Genomic DNA, 18,852 nt, shown 5'->3' with positions numbered 1-18,852 from the left:
AAAAACCTCAGGAGATGATTTCGGCCATTCTGGCTTCAAAAAGCTGTCCGTAGGACTAACAGAAGGGCATACAGCCCCGAAAAGCTGAACACGGGTCAGTAAAAAAAATCAACCGGGGATATACCGGGGACGCTGCCGGTAGCCTTCCACCTGGATGCCCGCGACCATCAGCACCAGTTCGGGCCAATCCAGCACGCCGTCACCCCTGTCCTCCGGGAGCAGGAAAGTGCCTTTTTCCAATCGTTTGTAATAGACCACGAAACCGCCCTTCTCCCAGTGCAGGAGTTTGATCAGGTTGCGGTGGCGGTTGACAAAGACGAACACTTCCCCGGAGACCGGGTCACGGTCCAGTTCATTGGTGACGATCCCGGAAAGCCCGTTGAACCCTTTGCGCATGTCAACCGGGCTGCGGTACAGGAAATATTGGTGGTGGGAGCCCAGCGAAAACATCAGTACAGCCTGATCAGGTTGGACAACAGCGATAGGTCCTCGGACGGCACCCGCAGCTTTACCCCGTTCGGGTACACCACTTCCACCGCCTCTGCAGGAACACTGCTGCCCTGGGTACGGACCGGTAGAAAACCAGTGGGTTCCCGGACCTGTTCCCCCGCCAGCTTTCGGTACCAATAATTGAACTTGGGATAACCGATCCCCTTTCGCGCACTGAAGGATTTCTGCGTCAGACCGCTGCTCTTGTACTCTTTGACAAGGGCGGCCATTTCTTCTTGTAGGTTCATCACTTTTGCTTTTTCCACAAAGCTATGCGGTCAAAACACGCCATGAAACATGTACTTTATAAGGTGGTTACGAGCATACTGTTGTTATTGACTTTAAGTCACGAATTTGTAATAGCAGGAAGCCCGGTATCTTCACATTTTCAAACATTAGATAATTTATTACGCTCCGGTAGAGATCTAATAAACCATGTGGCAATGCCCTTAATCCTAAGCGTGGGTAACCTCATGTTCTATTCCATTTTGTATCAATCAAAACTCATCCCGAGGTGGCTATCTGTTTGGGGACTTATTGCTACTGTGTTAAGCGGGATTTTAGCAAGCCTTCTGCTTATGTTTGGTGTTATAGGAATTATTACTCCTACCTATATCTCATTGGCCATTCCAACGGCTTTGTTGGAGATAACTGTAGCAGTTTGGTTGATTGTTAAAGGGTTTGATTCAAATGTTGTAATTTTTATTACTGAGAGAAATGAGTACTAAATATTGTATAACAATGTTCATCTCAATTTTATTTCCCTTGTACGCTTTAGGGCAAAATCAACTATCACAAGACCAAGTTTTAGAGGACTATACCGTTTTCAAAGAAATTATAACCACAGGACATCCAAGTTTGTATGAATATACATCAAAACCTGAATGGGACAGTATTTTTGGCACGTTTGAACAAAAAGGAATTCAAGAAGTAAGAACTTCAAATGACTTATTTAAATCTATTACCTCTATTGCTGACAAGGCTAAGGATGGCCATTTAATAATACACCAAAGAAAAATGGATACGATACCTCCATTATTCCCATTACTTTTGAAAATCATAGATGGGAAACTATATACCGACACAGATGATTTTAAAATTCCCATTGGTTCAGAAATAACGTCTATTAATGGTATGTCTTCTCAAACTATTTTGAAAGACTTATTGAAGTACGCCCCATCCGATGGTTTCAACCTAACGAAAAAATACCGCCAAATAGAAAAGGAATTTGGCATACTTTACTTTTACGAATACGGAACCAAAGCAAATTATTCAGTAAAATTGACGACCCCAAACGGAGGAACTAAAACCGTTGAAATTGCTTCAAAATCATTTGAAAACATCGGTAACCGATACCCTAAAAGAAATTCCCATTTTGCATTATATCACCAAGACACAAATCAACTTGATTACTTTAAAAAAAGGATAGCTGAAAAGTGGCCATTTGTTTATTACCTAGACTCCATAAAAACAACAGTATTAACCGTTAACTCATTTGGTTTGGACCCAAAGGGATTTAAATCCAGACTAATTGAGATATTTAAAGAAATTAAGAAGAAGAAAGCCGTAAACCTAATAATAGACATTAGGCAAAACATTGGAGGGTACAGAATCAACGCAATTAACTTGTATTCCTTTTTAACGGATGAGCCTTTTAAACAAAGAATATCAGAAAGTGCTATCACGAACGTTCTTCCCCACGAAGAGAATGTAATTCATACCTTATCCGACTATAGCGAATTTTTTGAAATGTATTTTGCTTCTGCCAAAAAAGAAAGCGGCAAGTGGATACTTACAGAAGACCACGCTCAAGCAGAAATGATTCCTTATAAAAAACCATTCAAAGGGAAAGTGTATGTTCTAATTGGAGGAAATACATTTTCTGCTGCAAGTGCTTTTGCTTTAAGTGCAAAAAACGACCAAAACATAACGCTTGCTGGAGAAGAAACAGGAGGTGGGTATTATTTTCATACTGCACAATATTCTGCTTTGTATGAACTACCACATTCAAAAATAATGGTTCGTATGCCTTTTGTAAAAATAGATAAGTATGTGCTTGACCATTCTGTTCCAAAAGGTAGTGGGATATTGCCCGATATTGAATTGATCTTAACAGTAAAAGACTTATAGAGGTGACCAGTTAATATCATATTAAGTCAGCAATATGGATTTTTTTCTTACTGACCATTCTGGTGATCAAATTGTGGAAGATCGTGTCCTTGCTCTGTGAGCGGTTGATTCTGTAGGAAAACTCACTTAGGTAGCGGTCTATATGCCTTTTGCTTACCCAGGAAAACGTCGTCCTTAACCACGATTTTACCTGATGGATCATGGTGTGAATTGCTTTAAAATTTAAGCCTAATTCACTGGGAGTCTGTTTGATGGTAAAGTCATTTTTGATAGGACGATACCCTTTCCATTCGTCTGTCTGAACTTGGGCACCCCTGTCGATGTGGCTCTCAAAGATGGGACGTAGTGATTTGGCTGAAAAATCCTTGATCTGTAAAGCATAAAACCGTTTGACTTTTCCTGCATCAGTAAGTTCTACCGCGCATACTACCTTCTTTTTCTTACCTCCATAGCTCCTTCCGGTATGTCCGGCTTCTTGGCCCCCTACTACGAATTCGTCCACATGAACTTCTCCCTTCATCGGATGATTTCCGCTCGATTTCATGGCCTCACGTACTTTATGCATGAAGCTCATGGCTGTTTTACGGTTAATGCCATACCGTTTGGCCATATACATCGCAGAGAGACTTTTGGTACTTGTGCTCATCTCAAAACAGATATAAAATGCCTTTACAAGACCAAATTTGACTTTATGGAAAAGGGTGCCTGCGCCAGCACTTTCTGTATCGCTACATTTATTGCAGGTACGTGCGTAATCCTTTCTGATCTGGCTACCCTGATGACCACACTTGCGACACGTAAATCCATCTTTCCACTTAAGTTCGGACAAATATTTCTTACAATCCAACTCGGTCTGGAACCTTCTACTGAACTCTATAAGCTCTTGTCCTTTGAAAACATCCATTATCTGCTTGTTTAAAAGCATAAATATATGAAATTAAACGGTCACCTCTAAAGACTTAATTAGTGGAGTTGATAGTCAATTAGACTATGTTATAAAACAGATGGATATAAAATAAACGAGTCAAAAGCAAAACTGTTTGAATTTTTAACCACTAAAACATTTTAAACAGGTCTTCATCTGTTGAGGTATTCAAGAAAGTAATCTTGATAAACTTCTGTTGATTTTTATTTATGTAGTCAAATGGCTTCATATATATTTGTAGCCAAATAACTTCATATAATGAAATTAAGACGTGATATTTTTCAAGCCATTTCCGACCCAACAAGACGTGGAATACTGGTATTGCTTACCACACAAGCTATGACAGCTGGTGCCATTGCAGAAAATTTTGATGCAGCAAGACCTACCATTTCTAAGCATATTCAAATATTAAATGAATGTGATTTGGTGGAAGCAAATCAACAAGGAAGAGAAATATACTACGTGTTAAAAGTTGATAAAATGAAGGAAATCGATAAATGGTTAGAGCAGTTTAGAGCCATTTGGGAAGATCGATTTAACCAATTAGATAACGTATTAGAAAAACTCAAAAACAAACAATAATGAACAAAGCAATTCTATTCAACTTTACCGTTGACAAAGACAACAAGCAAATTAACGTAGAACGATCATTCAACGCTCCAAAAGATATGGTTTGGAAAGCCTGGACTACTCCTGAAATATTAGATCAATGGTGGGCTCCAAAACCTTATAAAACGGTAACCAAGTCGATGAACTTTACCGAGGGAGGACAATGGCATTACTACATGGCGGGGCCTCAAGGTGAGCAACATTGGTGCTTGTTTGATTTTGAAAAAATAGTGCCTTTAACGAGCTTTTCTGGTCTGGATGCTTTCTGTGATGAAAATGCCGTGATAAGTGGCACCAAACCGAGAGTGAAATGGCACAACGAGTTTATTGACAAAGGCGATACCGCTTTGGTGGAAATCAACATTCAGTTTGATCAATTGGAAGATCTGGAGACCATCATAGAAATGGGCTTCAAAGAAGGCTTTACTGCAGGGCTTGAAAACTTAGATCAATACATTGAATCACAATTCAAATTACGTAAACAAAACAAACCGAATAATAAGGCACGTGTATCTAGCTATTTAAACTTTCCAGGCAATACAGAAGAAGCCTTTCGCTATTACAAACAAGTTTTTAAATCTGATTTCATCAATGGCATTAAACGCTTTGACGAAGTACCGGCTGACCATAGTCATCCTCCAATGGACGAATCGGTCAAAAAAATGGTGTTGCACGTAGAACTTCCCATACTTGGTGGTCATATTTTAATGGGTACTGATGCTCCTAAAGAATTTGGGATGACTGTAAAGCCAGGTAACAACATGCACCTTAATCTAGAACCAGAATCGAGAGTGGAGGCAAAGCGTCTTTTTGATGCTCTTTCTGAAGGTGGACAAATAGAAATGCCTATCGAAGATACGTTTTGGGGTGCATATTATGGGAGTTGTACAGATAAATTCGGAATCAACTGGATGATTAATTATCAAAACAAATAGCTGCTATGAAGAAGTATAAAACCATATTCTGGATAGCGACTTCAGTCATTTTCGTCATGGAAGCGTTAATGCCATTGGCAACGCTCCTATTTGCACATGAATATTTCAACGCGGGAACCAAACCCCTGGGCTATCCTGACTACTTTGCCTATACTTTAATTGTTTGCAAGATATTAGGAGCAAGCGCAATAATGCTTCCAAAGCTTCCTGTTAAACTAAGAGAGTGGGCTTATGCGGGCTTATCCTTCAATTTAATTTTTGCAACCATAAGTCATATGGCGGTTGACCAAGTAATGGCAAATATTGCAATGCCCATTGTGGTAGGCATTGTGTTGGGGATATCGTATAGCTACTCACAAAAAATCAAACTTCAATCTATAAACTAATAAATATGTCATTCCAAACGTACATTACGAACATAGAAGAAAAAACAGGCAAAAAAGCCCAAGACTTCCAGAACCTTGCAGAAGAAAAAGCCTTCACAAAAAACGGGGAGTTAGTTGTAAAAGCTACCGAAGTAACCACTTGGTTGAAAGAAGAATTTGAATTGGGTCATGGACACGCCATGGCCATGTATGCCTACCTTAAAGGAAAACGGGAATAGCACTTTAATCCTTTTCAGATGACCAAAATAATATCCAGTCCTAATTGTGGCAATTCGCCCAAAATGGAATTCTTAAGACAATTTAACATAGCCTTTGCTGAAGGCAATGTCGGCTTTCTAACGGATAATGTAGCCCAAGACATTGTGTGGGACATCATTGGCGATAAGAAAATCGAAGGAAATGAAGCTTTTAAGGAGGAGCTAGAAAAAATGCAGTCTACAAAAGTTACCGAATTGATATTGAACCAAATCCTATCTCACGGTAAAGAAGGTGCCGTAAACGGACTAATGACAATGGAAAACGGGAATCAATATGCCTTCTCAGATTTTTATGTTTTCCAGAGTACGAAAGGTGAAAAGGTCAAGGCCATCACATCCTATTGCATAGAAGTATAATGTCATAATTGAAAATCTAGAATGAAAGAAAAAGACGAACCAATTGTCCTAAAAACCAATGAAGGTAGAACCTACAAAATGGGTACAATGACCGCTGTTTTCAAGGCAGATGAAGATGAAACTTCTAATAAGTATAGCATTTCTGAGTGGTGGCTCGAACCAAATTCAGAAGGACCAGGAGCGCATCAGCACGAAGAAAATGATGAAATATTTTATGGTATTGAAGGTACTACGTCTATACTGGTAGGCGTAAAATGGATTGATATTGAAAAAGGTGCCTTTCTAAGGATTCCTGCCAAAACCATTCACGACTTTGCTAACCGCACAGATGAAAAATGTGGAGTGCTTAATTTCTTTATTCCTGGAGGGTTTGAGCGAAACATGCCATCCATAGTAAAATGGTTTGAAGAAAACGAGAATGAATGAGCAATTAAATGATCCTCCTAACTGCATTGAGATATTCAAAACGAATGTCGGTAATCAACAGTTGGCCAACAAAATAGTTAGCGACCTCAAACAGCTGCATCCAAACTATCGTATCAATTTAGATTTGGAAGATTGTGATAGGATTTTAAGAGTTGAGGGTCGCCATGCTATTGACATATCAGGTATTCTTAATTTTGGTAAATGCAATGGAATAGAAGTAAGCTTGATACCTTAATAAAGCTGGCATGGAGCTACCTGGCTAGAGTTCGTTTTTCACTTCAGTAGTTGGCAAAAGTCGGGAATCTTCAAGTGCAGCCGTTCGATGGCCAGCATGCTTTAAATAATCTTCGTTTTGGGCAAATTCCATAAACTTCTTTACAGATTGATGCTTCACCAACAAAATGGCATCCCACTTTTCGGTTTCCGGACCAATTAAAAAATCTCTTCCTTTACCGAAATAGAGAATCTCGCTCCCTGCTTCTTGTAGTGGTGGCAAAGTACTGTCAAGATATAATTGATAAGCTTCTTCACCACTTATTTCTTGTTCTGGTCTCAAGTGCGCCATGTCTGAATAATCAGCTTTTTCCTTGAACTTCAACAAGTTAAGCATTGTGATTTCTCCCTTTCCGTTAAAGCTTTGATAAAACTGCTTGCCTGAATCCGGTGTAGCGTCAATATACTTTTTCATGACCCTGTTGGTTTTTATAGAGCTAATTTAATCGATCGTTCTAAAATATCATATTAAGAAAATTTGCGCAACTAAATAACTGCATTTATATTTGCAGTCAAATAACTGCGTAATGAAGTTAAGAAGAGACGTATTTCAAGCCATTGCAGATCCCACGAGGAGGGCCATAATTACCATGGTGGCGGCAAGCACAATGACACCGGGAGCCATTGCAGGGCATTTCGATTATTCCAGGCAAACCATTTCAAAGCACATTCAAATCCTGACAGAGTGTGAAATATTGGAACAGGAGCAAAAAGGAAGGGAGATTTACTACAAACTTAACCCGGTGGGGATGAAGCAAATAGCTGATTTTATCGAGCCTTTTAGAAAAATGTGGGATGATCGCTTTAATGCCCTGGAAGCCGTAATGCAAAAACACCTGTCTAAATAAAAACAAACTATGGTACAAAAAACAAAAGTGAATGCCCCTGAAGGCAAACAAGAGCTAACCATTATAAGGGACTTTGACCTTCCGGTAGTGCTGGTATACAAAGCTTACACGGAGGCGGAATTTGTTGCTCAGTGGATGGGTACAACAGTTTTAAAGCTGGAAAACAGAAATCATGGAAGTTATGCCTTTGAAACCTCGCACGAAGGGCAGGTAATGTTTAAGGCCAATGGCACTATTCATAAGGTGATTCCTGACCAGGAAATCGTTCGAACCTTTGAAATGGAAGGTATGGCGATGGGCGTACAATTGGAGTTTCTACATTTTGAAAAGGTTTCCCATGATAAAAGCAAATTAACGATTCAGATTGTCTACAAATCCGAAAAACACCGAGCCGAGCAACTAAAACTCCCATTTGCTTATGGCTTGAATAGGGCTCACGATAAACTGGAGGAAATTCTAACGGACGTAAAATAACTTGTTATGAAAAAACGAGACAAAATTATTTACTGGATAGCTACGGTCTGGCTGTCCTTGGGGATGTTGTCCACGGGAATTGTCCAATTGATAAAAATGGAGGAAGAAGTTGCGAGTATGCAGCACTTAGGTTATCCGGGTTATTTATTGACCATTCTGGGCGTTTGGAAAATTTTAGGCGTAACCGCCATTCTTATTCCAAAATATCCATTGTTAAAAGAATGGGCGTATGCAGGTTTTTTCTTTGTGATGACTGGAGCTATGGCCTCACACTTGATAATTGGAGATGATACCACTACACTCTTTGGCCCTGGTTTGCTTATTGTATTGACAGTTGTTTCCTGGTGTTTCAGGCCAGAGCCTAGAAAATTAACAATGCCCAAAAAATGAAAGAAATCAAGCCCAGGACAGTAGATGAGTTTATCGATAGATCACCAGCAGTTGCCAAGGAAATAATGCTTAAGCTCAGGGAACTGATCGAAACTACAGAACCAAAGGCAGCGGGGGGTATCAAATGGAACGTGCCTATCTACAATTATAATGGCATTCTTGCCGGATTTTCTTTGGCAAAGAATCACGTGAGTTTTGGTATTGATTCCCTGTCGGATGAAGTGCGGAAAACCCTGGAAGCAAAGGGATACAAAACAGGGAAGAAAACCATTCAAATTAAGTTTGGCCAAGAGGTTCCTTCTTCCGAGATTAAACAACTGATAAAAGATCAATCAAAGCTTAACGAATTATAACAGCATCGAATGGAAATAATAGAACATTCACTTAAGGGTATTAAAGTAGCAGAGGTCATTTCCAATGAAATTATAATTCAAAACCTTGAAGATGCTATAGACTTAATGGGGAACATCTATTACCAAGGTTTTGATAAACTGATCTTATACCAAAAAAATATTACTGCAGACTTTTTTGATTTAAAGACCAAACTAGCAGGCGATATTCTTCAAAAATTTGCCCAGTATCAACTGCCATTAATTATCATAGGGGATTTTTCAATATATTCTAGCAAGAGCCTAAATGATTTTATTTATGAAAGTAACCAAGGAAGGCAGGTGCGTTTTCAAAGCTCACTAAATGAAGCGTTAAACGTATTGTGAAATTAAATAATTCTTGGATGGAAAAAGTTGACCAATACATAGAAAAGATAAAAAACTGGAAAGAAGAGACCCTCTTGTTGCGAGAGGTCTGTTTGGAATGTGGGCTTGAAGAAGATTTTAAATGGATGCATCCCTGTTACACCCACAACGGTAAAAATATCGTGCTCATACACGGCTTCAAAGACTATTGTGCCTTGCTTTTCCATAAAGGGGTTTTGCTGGATGATACCGAAAATATTTTGGTCCAACAAACTGAAAATGTACAATCGGCACGTCAAATACGGTTTACGAGCGCCAAGGAAATCATCGATTTAAAATCCGTTGTCAAGACTTATGTTTTTGAAACCATAGAAGCCGAAAAGTCAGGCTTAAAGGTGGAGTGGAAAAAGACTTCGGAATATGAAGTGCCTACTGAACTTGAAGAGGCTTTTAAAAATTATCCTGAATTAGAAACTGCTTTTTACAACCTAACACCTGGGAGACAAAGAGGTTATTTATTCTACCTCTCTCAGGCCAAACAATCGAAAACCCGGTTTTCAAGAATTGAAAAGACCTTTTCTAAAATATTAGAAGGAAAAGGATATAACGAGCGATAACCCAATTTCAAATTTATTTTAATTGTGACACCATCGATGGTCGAAATTTTTAAAACAAACATTTGCGATGAACACTTAGCCCGTACAATAGTATCTGAGCTAAATCTGATGTATTCAGATTACCTTATCAATATTGACTTGGAAGATGGTGATAAGGTGTTGCGCGTGGAAAGCCGTGGGGAAATTGATGTATCAGGGGTTATCGCTTTTGGAAATGAGAAAGAAGTCCAAATTGAGCTAATTGATGATTAAAAGGTATTGATTGCCCTACCGTACATAAGGGGACCGATTCCCGTTTCAAATTCCTGGCCAGCTTTTACCATCCAATTTTTAAATCCTATGGTATGGATCGGTCGGAAAATTATCGGCGAATATTTGTGAAACCGAAAGGTTGCGTATGTATTTGCAACCAAAAGGTTTCTTAAAGTAGTGGGATGAGAAGAGATATATTTCAGGCCATAGCCGATCCTACCCGAAGGGCAATAATAGTCCTGATAGCCATTCAGGCACTTACGCCCAACGCCATTGCCGAGCATTTTGATGTCTCCAGGCAGGCCGTATCGAAACATTTACGGATTTTGCAGGAGTGTGAAGTGGTGAAAAAAGAACATTCAGGACGGGAGGTCTTCTATGAACTTGAGGTAGAAAAAATGAAAGAGATCGACCAGTGGTTAGAACAATTTCGAAAAATTTGGGAAACCAGGTTCAATCAATTGGACGATGTATTAGCAACCATAAAAAAGAATAATGATGAATAACCATGCTTCATTGGACCTTTCGGTTAACAGGGCAAACAATAGTATTCATATCAAACGTAAGTTCGATGCCGATCTTAAAAAAGTATGGCAGGCCTGGAGCGATCCGGAACTGCTCGACAAATGGTGGGCACCCAAACCCTATCATATTGAGACCAAATCGCTGGATTTTAAAGAAGGTGGACGGTGGCTTTATGCGATGGTAAGTCCTGAAAATAAAAAGGACTGGTGTAAGGCGGATTACAAGATTATTAAACCGTTAAAATCCATTTCCTGGCTGGACGCCTTTTGTGATGAAGAGGGCAATGATACTTCCGGAAAACCAAATTCTTTTTGGACAATCGTTTTTACAGAAGATAACGGAACCACCACAGTGGCTACCACGCTTCGGCACGGGAGCATTACTGATCTTGACAATATGATCGAAATGGGTTTTAAAGAAGGCTATGAAATGGCATTGTCAAACTTGGATGGACTTTTGTCAAATACTGAATAGCCGGCCATGGAATGGTCGTAATTTGACTTTCTCAAAGAAGGGAGGACAACAATGAAACCCGTAGGGGATGGCTGGGAAAAAGCTGAATTGCTGGAAAAACGGTTTGTGCCAAACCATTGGTGGTCAAGTCATATAAAATATGGATCTTGATGAAGGTGGCCATTGACAATAAGCTAAAGTAGGGCCAGGCTGAATCGGATTCTGGGGAGAGCAGGTTTTACCGAAATTAAACGATTTGTTTATTACGATCATTGGATGGATTTTGAGTTGAAAAAGTAAATCCAACTATGCCAAGAACGAAGTGGGACATGATTTTTTCGATTTGAATGAAAAATCAAAAGTGGAGACTATTACGGTGTTTGATTGGTTTGAAAGGTTTAGAAATTGAAATGAATAATAGTTTGTAATTTACCCCGGAAAGATTGGAAGAAGTAGTGGTAATCCTAAAAATAAAGGAGAAAATTATTCCTTGTTAATGCTATTATAGGTCCGTAATTTATTGAGGTATAATGAATGGGGTTGAAGGAAGTGTGGCCAGGATGGAAACGGGAATGGTTCTCCGGCGCTTCAAGGATGAGCAGTTCTTCTCTTCAAGGGTTGGACGCGTACATCAGCTATTTTATCTGGTATGGATAAAATGACCTGGTACGCCCGGGCAGGGCTGTCGTGGAATTTGTTGTCATATCCATTGGGAGTTTTCGATGGAGTATCGATCAATTTTTTTACAAAGTATTGGCCTGATTTTGTGTTTGCCAGTTCTATAATCATCCCCTGTCAATTAAATGCACACATAACCAATGTTGAGCCACTGATGTTTATTGCCGAAACGGAAAACAATACCAAACTTCACCTTATTTTATGGGACGGGTCCTTACGGGAGCTGGTCAGATGCTTTCCGGACAGGAAAACTGATCATTTGGCCGTTGGGATCATACGGAAAAAACTATTTCGATCCAATGGCCGGTTCCTGATCTGTCTTTATGTGGACGGGTCGCGCCATTATAGGCCTGTCCTGAAGGACTGGCTGGACAGGGCAGGGGAGTATATTTATTTGCTCGAACGGGTATATGGCAACCGCCAATTGCAGAAGGGGGGCGATCATGTGGGAAATGATATCGGTTGTTTCAGGTTGCCCGAAGTTCTTTCCGTCACACTTCCTTTCCCAACACCCGGTTTGTTGACCGAAATAGCGCCGCATGCCCCTGAAGATTGCCCGTTGCCGTTTAGGGGGGAGGTTTTCCGTTTTGATTCCAGGTCGTTGTTCTGTATTTATGAAAGACAGGTCCCTGAACCCGCAAGATCCACGGTAAAGGAAACCGGTAACGGTTGAAGCCAATTATTTGCTTTCCTTTTTCTGGAAATGATGGAATTCAATGCCCTTGTGGGATCAAAATGAACCATGACACTTGCCATTGTTCCAAGAAATCTTCCTCCCGGTCCACTGCTTGGTGCCCAAGTGTACAACCAACCTCAATGGCCAATGCCGCCTTATCTGAAAAGGAATTGTTGTCCTCCACGTCCATAGGCATGGTCATGCTCCTGTAGGACCAAATCCATACCGTGAGGTTCGAACAAAGGTCGGAAGGTGATGGTCGTCCAATCCTGGGGAGTTTCCTTCAGGACCATTTGCAGCTATTCCTTTAGTACCTTGAGAGTGCTCGTCCAGGACTATTTCCTGAGAATTGAGCGATGCGATCCTGGCATTGAATTGTCGGTAAGTAGACCGTTTCCTCGAATCCCGCAGGGTCGTTGAGGGGAAGGTTGAGCTGCCTTTGCCAAGGGAAGTCCAGCTTCAGTCCGCCATTTGTGTTCAGGTCATTTCCATGTTTTCCGGGTGTGGGGATACTGGGGGCCATGGCGTGGATGAAACCGCCTAGAAGGTTCAATTGGCCCTATGCCGAATCGGGATGTGTACGGTTTGTCAGGTCGCCGGAATGAAGCCCGAATGTGGCATCGGACATGGCGCATATGCCTGCCTGATCACCCTTGACCACAGGGGCTTCAGGTCATGCCGTAGGAACCTGTCCATCGTGATGTGGACCCACGTGCCGCGATATTTCATCGTTTAGCCGGTCCAAGGTCTCCCGGTCCAGTTTGTAGGTTTCCATGATATGGAGTAAAAGACCGGCAGCTGCCATAGAAGCTTCGTACGACCCGTTTGCCAGTAGGTCCAGAAAAAAGGACATTTTTTCACGGCAGGTTTCCAGGGAATATTCCGAACAGGCTCCGACCAGGAAGGTATGGATTTCCACATGGTCCCTGTCCAGGAGCAATTCACATAAAAAGGGAAAGATCCTATCGTCCCTGAAATTCCTGACCAGTGTTGCGATGATCCCGGGCTTTTCGCCAATGTCTTCGGTGGTCCCTACAAGCCCGATCAGTTCGCCCACCATGTTTATTTTAAGATCGGTAAAGTCCGCGGTATTTGCCATGTCAAAAGGGTTAATGGAATTCCAAACGGAAAAGGGCCCTAAAAGGTTTTGTCCCACCGGATCCCCCATCGACTTTCTGACAATGGTCCGGAAAGGTCCCAAAAGCCGTGGATTAGCTGATAGGAGTGCTGTGCCCAATAGCAAGGGAAATCCCCTGTTATTGGGCACAGGCTTAAGTGTCGAGGGGCGTAAAACCCAATGGATCGTTTAAGGCTGTTGTACCTTTAATATCCTTAACCTCCTTTCGCCTGAGGGCAGGGTCCATGAAAATTCATGGCCCTCTTGGAATCCCAACAAGGCCACCGCAAGTGGGGCCATTATCGAAATATGACCGGCGGTCACATTGGAATCCTGAGGTGGAACAAGGGTGACACGGATGTTCTTGCCCTGTCCGGTATCCAATACCGTTACAGTGGACCCCAGTCTTACGACAAGGTCATTGACCAAATGATCGGCCACGATTTCGCAGTTCCTCAACTCCCTTTCCAATAAGAGTGCGTCCTTTTGATATCCCAGGGAGACTGTAGCCGTCAATATTTTTTTTATGGAGTGATAGTCTGATTTCTTAACTAATGGTTTCATCAAAATCATAATTTGAAATGTATGCTTCCAGCGCTTTCTACAGGACATCAAAAGCGTGCAATGTCGAATTGCCCCATCCCATGGATAGGGGAAAAGAAATGATCGGTCGGAAACAGGCTCTCCCTTATGCCCTAAGGGAGAGCAACGGAATAAAGGCCTTGCTACAGGAATACAGAAATATTGCCTGCCTTCCGGCAGGAGGCAATATTTCAAATAAAATAAGTTTTACGGATTTCGGAATCATGCTTAAAACACCCTTACGGCCCTACAAAAAAAAGAGATGGTCCTGCCATGTCCAATACAGGGGCAAAACATAAGCGTTTTTGCCCATAGGGACTACTCCCCGATGACATTGGTGTTTTGTGACCAACCCGAATCGATATTTATCCGACATATTCCTCAAGACAATGGGAAGTTAATGATTATTTTAATGTTCGGCCATATAACGGTCCTAAATCTGTACTGCTACCGGGAGGAGGGTAGGTCAAATAGTCCGCTTAAGCAGGATATGGGTAGTGTGCTTTAGGTAGTTTCTGAATTTTAATACCGGTATTGGGTGATATTGTGCAATAAATGGGTAATGGTGACCGGTATTTGGAAGGTTTCCTTTTGTATGTTTGTAGATGTTTGATAACTTCAGTCTGCCTATAGAACTAATTGCTACATGATGCTCTTCCGGATACCTTTACTTTTCATATTCTGCCTCTCCATCCAATTGGTCCTTGGACAGGACAATGCTCAGGAAAGGCTGACAGGATATGAACGGAATTATATTGGGATAGAGAGCGGCCTGTCCAATAATGCGGTCACGGCAATTTACCAGGATAAGAAAGGGTTCGTATGGATCGGTACCTATGATGGCCTGAACAGGTACGACGGATATGACTTTTTGGTGTTCAGGAATCAGCCCAGGGATACGTCATCCTTGGTCCATAACCGGATTGTGAGTATTTATGGCGACAGGAACGAGGTATGGGTGGGAACCAAAAGAGGCCTCAGCGTATATGATTACCATACGGGGAAGTTCCAAGCAAGGTATTACGAGGATCCCAAAACCAAAAGAAGGCATAAACTAACGGCCAACATCAACCACATCACCGGCAGGGACGGTAAAATCGTAGTGGCCACGGCAGGACAGGGAGTGATGGTACGGGCTGATGGCGGTCCCCTGTCAAGGGTTCCCTTGTGGGACGCAGGGAAACGGTATTATGACTATCATGCCCAGGGAGCAGCCGTTGACAAGGACCATAACGTTTGGGCCTTTATCCAGGGATATGGACTGGCCGTAAGGAAAGAGGAGGACAGCTGCTTTAAGGTGGTGCTAAAGGACATAAAAAGCGCCAACTGTATCGAGTTGGACAGCGAGGGTAATATTTGGATCGGTTCGGACTATGGCCTGGCCCGTTTCCATGTTCAACAGAAGGATTGGTATTTGTATCCGGCGCAAATCACCAAAAACAAGATTACCGATATCATGAACGTCGCCGATGACGGACAGATATGGGTCGCCACGGATGGAAACGGGTTGCTCGTCCTGGAAAAGGGATCGGAAAAGTCCTATTTTCTGAAAGAAGGTACCGTTCCATCCGATTTGGTCAGCAATGCCGTATATGGCTTGGCCCTTGACCGACAGGGAAGGAAATGGGTCGGCACCCTAAGGGGAGGGGTCAATATCCTTGAAAAGAAACAAAACCGGTTCGTTACCGTCCATAACCCCGATAATTTGGTAAATGGCCTGCCGAGCGATTTTATACTTTCTTTCTGCCAGACCAGTGGTGATAGCCTCTGGGTCGGTACCGACGGGGGTGGGGTGAGCATATGGGACAGGAAACGTGACAGGTACACCAACTACCGACACCGGAGCGGAAAGCCTGGGTCCCTTCCCAATGATTTTGTAACGGCCATCGTGGAAAGGGAAAACAACCTGTGGCTTGCTACATATGGTGGGGGCGTTTGCAGGTATGACAGCCGGGCCGATGCCTTTGTCCCCTACACCCTGAGCAATCCGGAGGGCATGGCCCACTGGTATATTTGGGTCCTGTTCAAGGACCGGTCAGGTGATTTGTGGGCAGCCACATCAAATGGAGAAGGGCTTTATCGGTACAACGGACAAAAGGACCGCTTCGACTTCGTGGACGTGGGCATATACGGGATCATCTCGATGGCCCAAGACCATAATGGAGATTACTGGGTGGGGACGTTTGACCATTTGGTGAAGCTTGACCTATCCGTGGAGCAGGACCATGAAGTGATTGACATAGGCTATCCTGTCAGGGATATCATGTCCCTAGGACCGGAAGACCTTCTGGTGGCCACAGAAGGCAGTGGGATCTGGAGGTTTGACAGTGGACAGGGAACAGCCAAGACCTACCTTCAGGAAGAGGGACTGCCCAATAATTCGGTACTGAAAATGGTAGGGGACCGAAATGGAAAAATTTGGATGAGCACCTATAAAGGATTGGCAAAATTTGATCCGGAAGGAGAGAAATTCACCAGTTTTTTTGCCTCCGACGGCCTGCAGAGCAACCAGTTCAATTACAACGCCGGAATAAGGCTCGATGATGGGAAATTGGCCTTTGGTGGCATTAAGGGATTTAACCTCATAGATCCCCTGCACCAAAAAAGCGAAGGGAGCTTCCCCCACATTCACCTTACCCAACTTAGGGTGAACAACCAACCGGGGCATCCCGATGGGAAGACCATATTTGCCCTTGACAAGCTTGAACTGCCATATGACCAATCCATGGTTTCCCTGGATTTTTTGGCCCTGGAGTATGCCCATCCCGAAAAGATAGCATATGCATACCACATGGAAGGGTGGGACGAGAAATGGCACTTTGTCAAGAATTCCAGAATGGCCAATTATTCCAAGCTTAGGGAAGGGGAATATACCTTCCACGTCAGGGCAACCAATGCTCAGGGAGAATGGAGTCCCCAGGTGGTTTCGCTCCCCATTTCCATCCTTCCACCTTGGTACAGGACCTGGTGGGCCTATGGACTCTATAGTGTCATCGTTGGGGGATTGGCAGGGATATTGGTCCTTTACCAAAGAAAACAGGACAAACTGAAGTACCAGGTAAGCCTTTCAAGGGAAATGGCCCGTCGGGAAAAGGAACTCAACGAAAAAAAGTTGAACTTCTTTACCAATATCTCCCATGAGTTCAGGTCCCCTTTGACCATGATCATCAACCCGTTAAAGGAGGTGATGTACGGGGAACGGAAACAGCTTGAAGCGGGGGCCGTAGAGGTGGTCTATAGAAACTCGAAAAGACTATTGAGCTTAGTGGACCAACTGCTGCTCTTCAGGAAGGTCCAGACCGAAGTGGGGAATGTGAAAATGGTAAAACTGGATGTTATTGGCCTTTGTAAAGAGGTGTTTAGCTGTTTTATCCACCATGCCAAGGATTTGGACATTTCTTATCAATTCCACGCAGAGCTTGATTCCTTCGAAGTTGTTGCAGACCGGCAGAAATTGGAAATTGCGGTGTTCAACCTGGTATCCAACGCCCTGAAATTTGTGCCGCCCCATACGGGAAAGGTCCTGGTCAGTGCCGTGCATGCCTCCAATAGGTTTACGGTAACGGTGGAAGACAACGGAAAGGGAATCGGAGAAGGGGACCGTGAAAGGATATTTGACCTTTTCTACCAGGGGAATTCCCAATCAGGGGCAAAGGGGTTTGGAATTGGGCTCTATTTGGTGAAAAAGCTTGTGGAAGAGCACAAGGGATCCGTTGACCTTACCGACAGCACATGGGGAGGGGCAAAGTTTACCATTGGCCTGCCTACCGGGAAATCCCATGTCCCGGACGGTCTGGTCCATGAGGACGTCGGGGAACAAATGGTCTTCCTGGAGGAACTGTTTGATTTTGAAAATAACCACATGCCCCAAAAAACGGAAACATGGGACGGGCTGGCCACGATTACCGATGGAGTCGTGACGGCCAAAAAAAGGGTGCTGGCAGTTGATGATAATCCCCAGCTCCGCCAATATATCAAGAGAATTTTCGAAACACAGTTTCAAGTAGTGCTGGCAGAGAGTGCAGAGCAGGCACTTGAAATAGTGGAAGGACAAGAGATCGACCTGATAATTTCAGATGTGGTCATGAAAGGAATGAACGGTGTGGAGCTGTGCAAAGAGCTGAAATCCAGGGAGGAATATCGCTATATTCCAATGGTGCTCTTGACAGCCAGTGCCTCGGACAGCATAAAGCTCAAGGGCATTGAAGTAGGGGCCGATGATTACATTACCAAACCATTTGATAAAAATTACCTCATGGCCAGGGTAAAAGGGATACTGAGGCAGCAGGAATCCGTCCAGCGCCATCTGCTGACATCGGTTTCCAAGAAACCCACCGATAGGAAACTGTCCAAGGAAGACAAGGAATTTATCGATAAAATGGTAAAGGTAATCGAAGAAAACCTGGACAATGATGGGTTTTCCATCCAGGTGCTCGCCGTCGACATGTGCATGAGCCATTCCATGTTGTACAGGAAAGTAAAATTGGCCACCGGCAAAACGGTCAACGAGATAATCCGCTTTGTGAGGTTAAGGGCGATCGCCACTACCCTGATCACCACCGATGCCCAGGTGAACGAGGCCGTTTCAAGTGCCGGTTGGCACGACCTCAAATATTTCAGGAAACAGTTCAGCCAGCAATACGGTATGACCCCTTCGGCATTTCAGAAAAAATACAGGGGAGCGGTTACCGAACGACAGTATATCCTGAATGCAGGCTTTTTTAAATGACAGGTGTAAAATTGCCCGTATGTTGCCAT

General features: G+C 42.9%; 27 protein-coding genes. 20 read left to right on the top strand and 7 right to left on the bottom strand.

The window, feature by feature from the left end:
• Positions 1-108: 108 nt before the first annotated feature.
• On the bottom strand, positions 109-450 hold the full coding sequence (tnpB, locus tag ECHVI_RS20885; protein ID WP_015267031.1) for an IS66 family insertion sequence element accessory protein TnpB: 342 nt from the start codon (positions 448-450) through the stop codon (positions 109-111).
• Entirely contained in the window at positions 450-755 is a 306-nt protein-coding gene (gene tnpA, locus ECHVI_RS20880) for an IS66 family insertion sequence element accessory protein TnpA (RefSeq protein WP_041738757.1), read from the bottom strand. Before tnpA ends, tnpB begins: the two co-directional genes overlap by 1 nt.
• Positions 756-779: 24 nt before the next feature.
• Between tnpA and ECHVI_RS20875 the strand changes: the two genes are divergently transcribed.
• Entirely contained in the window at positions 780-1,217 is a 438-nt protein-coding gene (locus ECHVI_RS20875; protein ID WP_052331471.1) for a DUF4386 domain-containing protein, read from the top strand.
• A 13-nt stretch (positions 1,218-1,230) separates the two neighbouring features.
• Entirely contained in the window at positions 1,231-2,619 is a 1,389-nt protein-coding gene (locus ECHVI_RS20870) for a S41 family peptidase (RefSeq protein WP_015268009.1), read from the top strand.
• A 16-nt stretch (positions 2,620-2,635) separates the two neighbouring features.
• On the opposite strand, the gene ECHVI_RS20865 is transcribed toward ECHVI_RS20870, so the two are convergent.
• Complete coding sequence (locus ECHVI_RS20865) at positions 2,636-3,523, bottom strand: IS1595-like element ISEvi1 family transposase (RefSeq protein WP_015266931.1); 888 nt, start codon at positions 3,521-3,523, stop codon at positions 2,636-2,638.
• A gap of 279 nt (positions 3,524-3,802) precedes the next feature.
• Between ECHVI_RS20865 and ECHVI_RS20860 the strand changes: the two genes are divergently transcribed.
• From ECHVI_RS20860 to ECHVI_RS20830, 7 genes are read left to right on the top strand one after another with little or no spacing between them, the layout of a single operon-like run.
• Positions 3,803-4,126 (top strand): metalloregulator ArsR/SmtB family transcription factor, encoded by a 324-nt coding sequence (locus tag ECHVI_RS20860; RefSeq protein ID WP_015268008.1) that lies wholly within the window; start codon positions 3,803-3,805, stop codon positions 4,124-4,126.
• Positions 4,126-5,088, top strand: coding sequence for an SRPBCC domain-containing protein (locus ECHVI_RS20855; protein WP_015268007.1), 963 nt, complete (start codon positions 4,126-4,128; stop codon positions 5,086-5,088). The genes ECHVI_RS20860 and ECHVI_RS20855 overlap by 1 nt, the downstream gene beginning before the upstream one ends.
• 5 nt (positions 5,089-5,093) lie before the next feature.
• Positions 5,094-5,474: a DoxX family protein gene (locus ECHVI_RS20850; protein WP_015268006.1), complete on the top strand. Its 381-nt coding sequence runs from the start codon at positions 5,094-5,096 to the stop codon at positions 5,472-5,474.
• Positions 5,475-5,479: 5 nt separating this feature from the next.
• Positions 5,480-5,692, top strand: coding sequence for a DUF4287 domain-containing protein (locus tag ECHVI_RS20845; protein ID WP_015268005.1), 213 nt, complete (start codon positions 5,480-5,482; stop codon positions 5,690-5,692).
• An 18-nt stretch (positions 5,693-5,710) separates the two neighbouring features.
• Positions 5,711-6,088 carry a nuclear transport factor 2-like protein gene (locus ECHVI_RS20840; protein ID WP_015268004.1) on the top strand — a complete coding sequence of 126 codons (378 nt, stop codon included), beginning with the start codon at positions 5,711-5,713 and terminating at the stop codon, positions 6,086-6,088.
• 21 nt (positions 6,089-6,109) lie between these two features.
• Entirely contained in the window at positions 6,110-6,514 is a 405-nt protein-coding gene (locus tag ECHVI_RS20835; RefSeq protein ID WP_015268003.1) for a cupin domain-containing protein, read from the top strand.
• Positions 6,507-6,749, top strand: a complete 243-nt coding sequence (locus tag ECHVI_RS20830) for a hypothetical protein (protein WP_015268002.1) — start codon at positions 6,507-6,509, stop codon at positions 6,747-6,749. The genes ECHVI_RS20835 and ECHVI_RS20830 overlap by 8 nt, the downstream gene beginning before the upstream one ends.
• A 24-nt stretch (positions 6,750-6,773) precedes the next feature.
• Here ECHVI_RS20830 and ECHVI_RS20825 read toward each other — a convergent pair whose 3' ends face one another.
• The gene (locus tag ECHVI_RS20825; protein WP_015268001.1) at positions 6,774-7,202 is read right to left on the bottom strand and encodes a hypothetical protein; all 429 of its coding nucleotides are present in this window, start codon (positions 7,200-7,202) and stop codon (positions 6,774-6,776) included.
• A gap of 112 nt (positions 7,203-7,314) precedes the next feature.
• Between ECHVI_RS20825 and ECHVI_RS20820 the strand changes: the two genes are divergently transcribed.
• From ECHVI_RS20820 to ECHVI_RS20775, 10 genes are all read left to right on the top strand, one after another.
• Positions 7,315-7,635 (top strand): ArsR/SmtB family transcription factor, encoded by a 321-nt coding sequence (locus ECHVI_RS20820; protein ID WP_015268000.1) that lies wholly within the window; start codon positions 7,315-7,317, stop codon positions 7,633-7,635.
• Between the two features lie 9 nt (positions 7,636-7,644).
• Complete coding sequence (locus tag ECHVI_RS20815) at positions 7,645-8,109, top strand: SRPBCC domain-containing protein (RefSeq protein ID WP_015267999.1); 465 nt, start codon at positions 7,645-7,647, stop codon at positions 8,107-8,109.
• Positions 8,110-8,115: 6 nt separating this feature from the next.
• Positions 8,116-8,499, top strand: coding sequence for a DoxX family protein (locus tag ECHVI_RS20810; protein ID WP_015267998.1), 384 nt, complete (start codon positions 8,116-8,118; stop codon positions 8,497-8,499).
• Positions 8,496-8,852 (top strand): iron chaperone, encoded by a 357-nt coding sequence (locus ECHVI_RS20805; protein ID WP_015267997.1) that lies wholly within the window; start codon positions 8,496-8,498, stop codon positions 8,850-8,852. Before ECHVI_RS20810 ends, ECHVI_RS20805 begins: the two co-directional genes overlap by 4 nt.
• 9 nt (positions 8,853-8,861) lie before the next feature.
• A complete protein-coding gene (locus ECHVI_RS20800) occupies positions 8,862-9,215 on the top strand; it encodes a DUF4180 domain-containing protein (RefSeq protein WP_015267996.1) in 354 nt (117 codons plus the stop codon).
• 17 nt (positions 9,216-9,232) lie between these two features.
• A complete protein-coding gene (locus tag ECHVI_RS20795; protein ID WP_015267995.1) occupies positions 9,233-9,811 on the top strand; it encodes a YdeI/OmpD-associated family protein in 579 nt (192 codons plus the stop codon).
• A gap of 108 nt (positions 9,812-9,919) precedes the next feature.
• On the top strand, positions 9,920-10,063 hold the full coding sequence (locus tag ECHVI_RS20790) for a hypothetical protein (protein ID WP_245553388.1): 144 nt from the start codon (positions 9,920-9,922) through the stop codon (positions 10,061-10,063).
• Between the two features lie 182 nt (positions 10,064-10,245).
• Complete coding sequence (locus ECHVI_RS20785; RefSeq protein ID WP_015267993.1) at positions 10,246-10,569, top strand: ArsR/SmtB family transcription factor; 324 nt, start codon at positions 10,246-10,248, stop codon at positions 10,567-10,569.
• On the top strand, positions 10,559-11,062 hold the full coding sequence (locus ECHVI_RS20780) for an SRPBCC family protein (protein WP_245553387.1): 504 nt from the start codon (positions 10,559-10,561) through the stop codon (positions 11,060-11,062). Before ECHVI_RS20785 ends, ECHVI_RS20780 begins: the two co-directional genes overlap by 11 nt.
• 628 nt (positions 11,063-11,690) lie before the next feature.
• Positions 11,691-12,392, top strand: coding sequence for a hypothetical protein (locus tag ECHVI_RS20775; RefSeq protein ID WP_041739046.1), 702 nt, complete (start codon positions 11,691-11,693; stop codon positions 12,390-12,392).
• 40 nt (positions 12,393-12,432) lie between these two features.
• Here the strand turns inward: ECHVI_RS20775 and ECHVI_RS23790 are convergent, their stop codons facing one another.
• The 3 genes from ECHVI_RS23790 to ECHVI_RS20765 form a co-directional block, all read right to left on the bottom strand.
• Entirely contained in the window at positions 12,433-12,597 is a 165-nt protein-coding gene (locus ECHVI_RS23790) for a hypothetical protein (protein ID WP_169316427.1), read from the bottom strand.
• Between the two features lie 471 nt (positions 12,598-13,068).
• Entirely contained in the window at positions 13,069-13,494 is a 426-nt protein-coding gene (locus ECHVI_RS20770; protein WP_157501553.1) for a hypothetical protein, read from the bottom strand.
• 207 nt (positions 13,495-13,701) lie between these two features.
• Positions 13,702-14,076 (bottom strand): GreA/GreB family elongation factor, encoded by a 375-nt coding sequence (locus tag ECHVI_RS20765; protein WP_015267989.1) that lies wholly within the window; start codon positions 14,074-14,076, stop codon positions 13,702-13,704.
• A 664-nt stretch (positions 14,077-14,740) separates the two neighbouring features.
• On the opposite strand from ECHVI_RS20765, the gene ECHVI_RS20755 reads away from it, so the two are divergent.
• Complete coding sequence (locus ECHVI_RS20755) at positions 14,741-18,823, top strand: hybrid sensor histidine kinase/response regulator transcription factor (RefSeq protein ID WP_015267986.1); 4,083 nt, start codon at positions 14,741-14,743, stop codon at positions 18,821-18,823.
• Positions 18,824-18,852 lie beyond the last annotated feature (29 nt).

It is taken from the genome of Echinicola vietnamensis DSM 17526, assembly GCF_000325705.1.
Classification (GTDB): Bacteria; Bacteroidota; Bacteroidia; order Cytophagales; family Cyclobacteriaceae; genus Echinicola; species Echinicola vietnamensis.
This window is presented reverse-complemented; position numbering and strand designations above follow the sequence as displayed.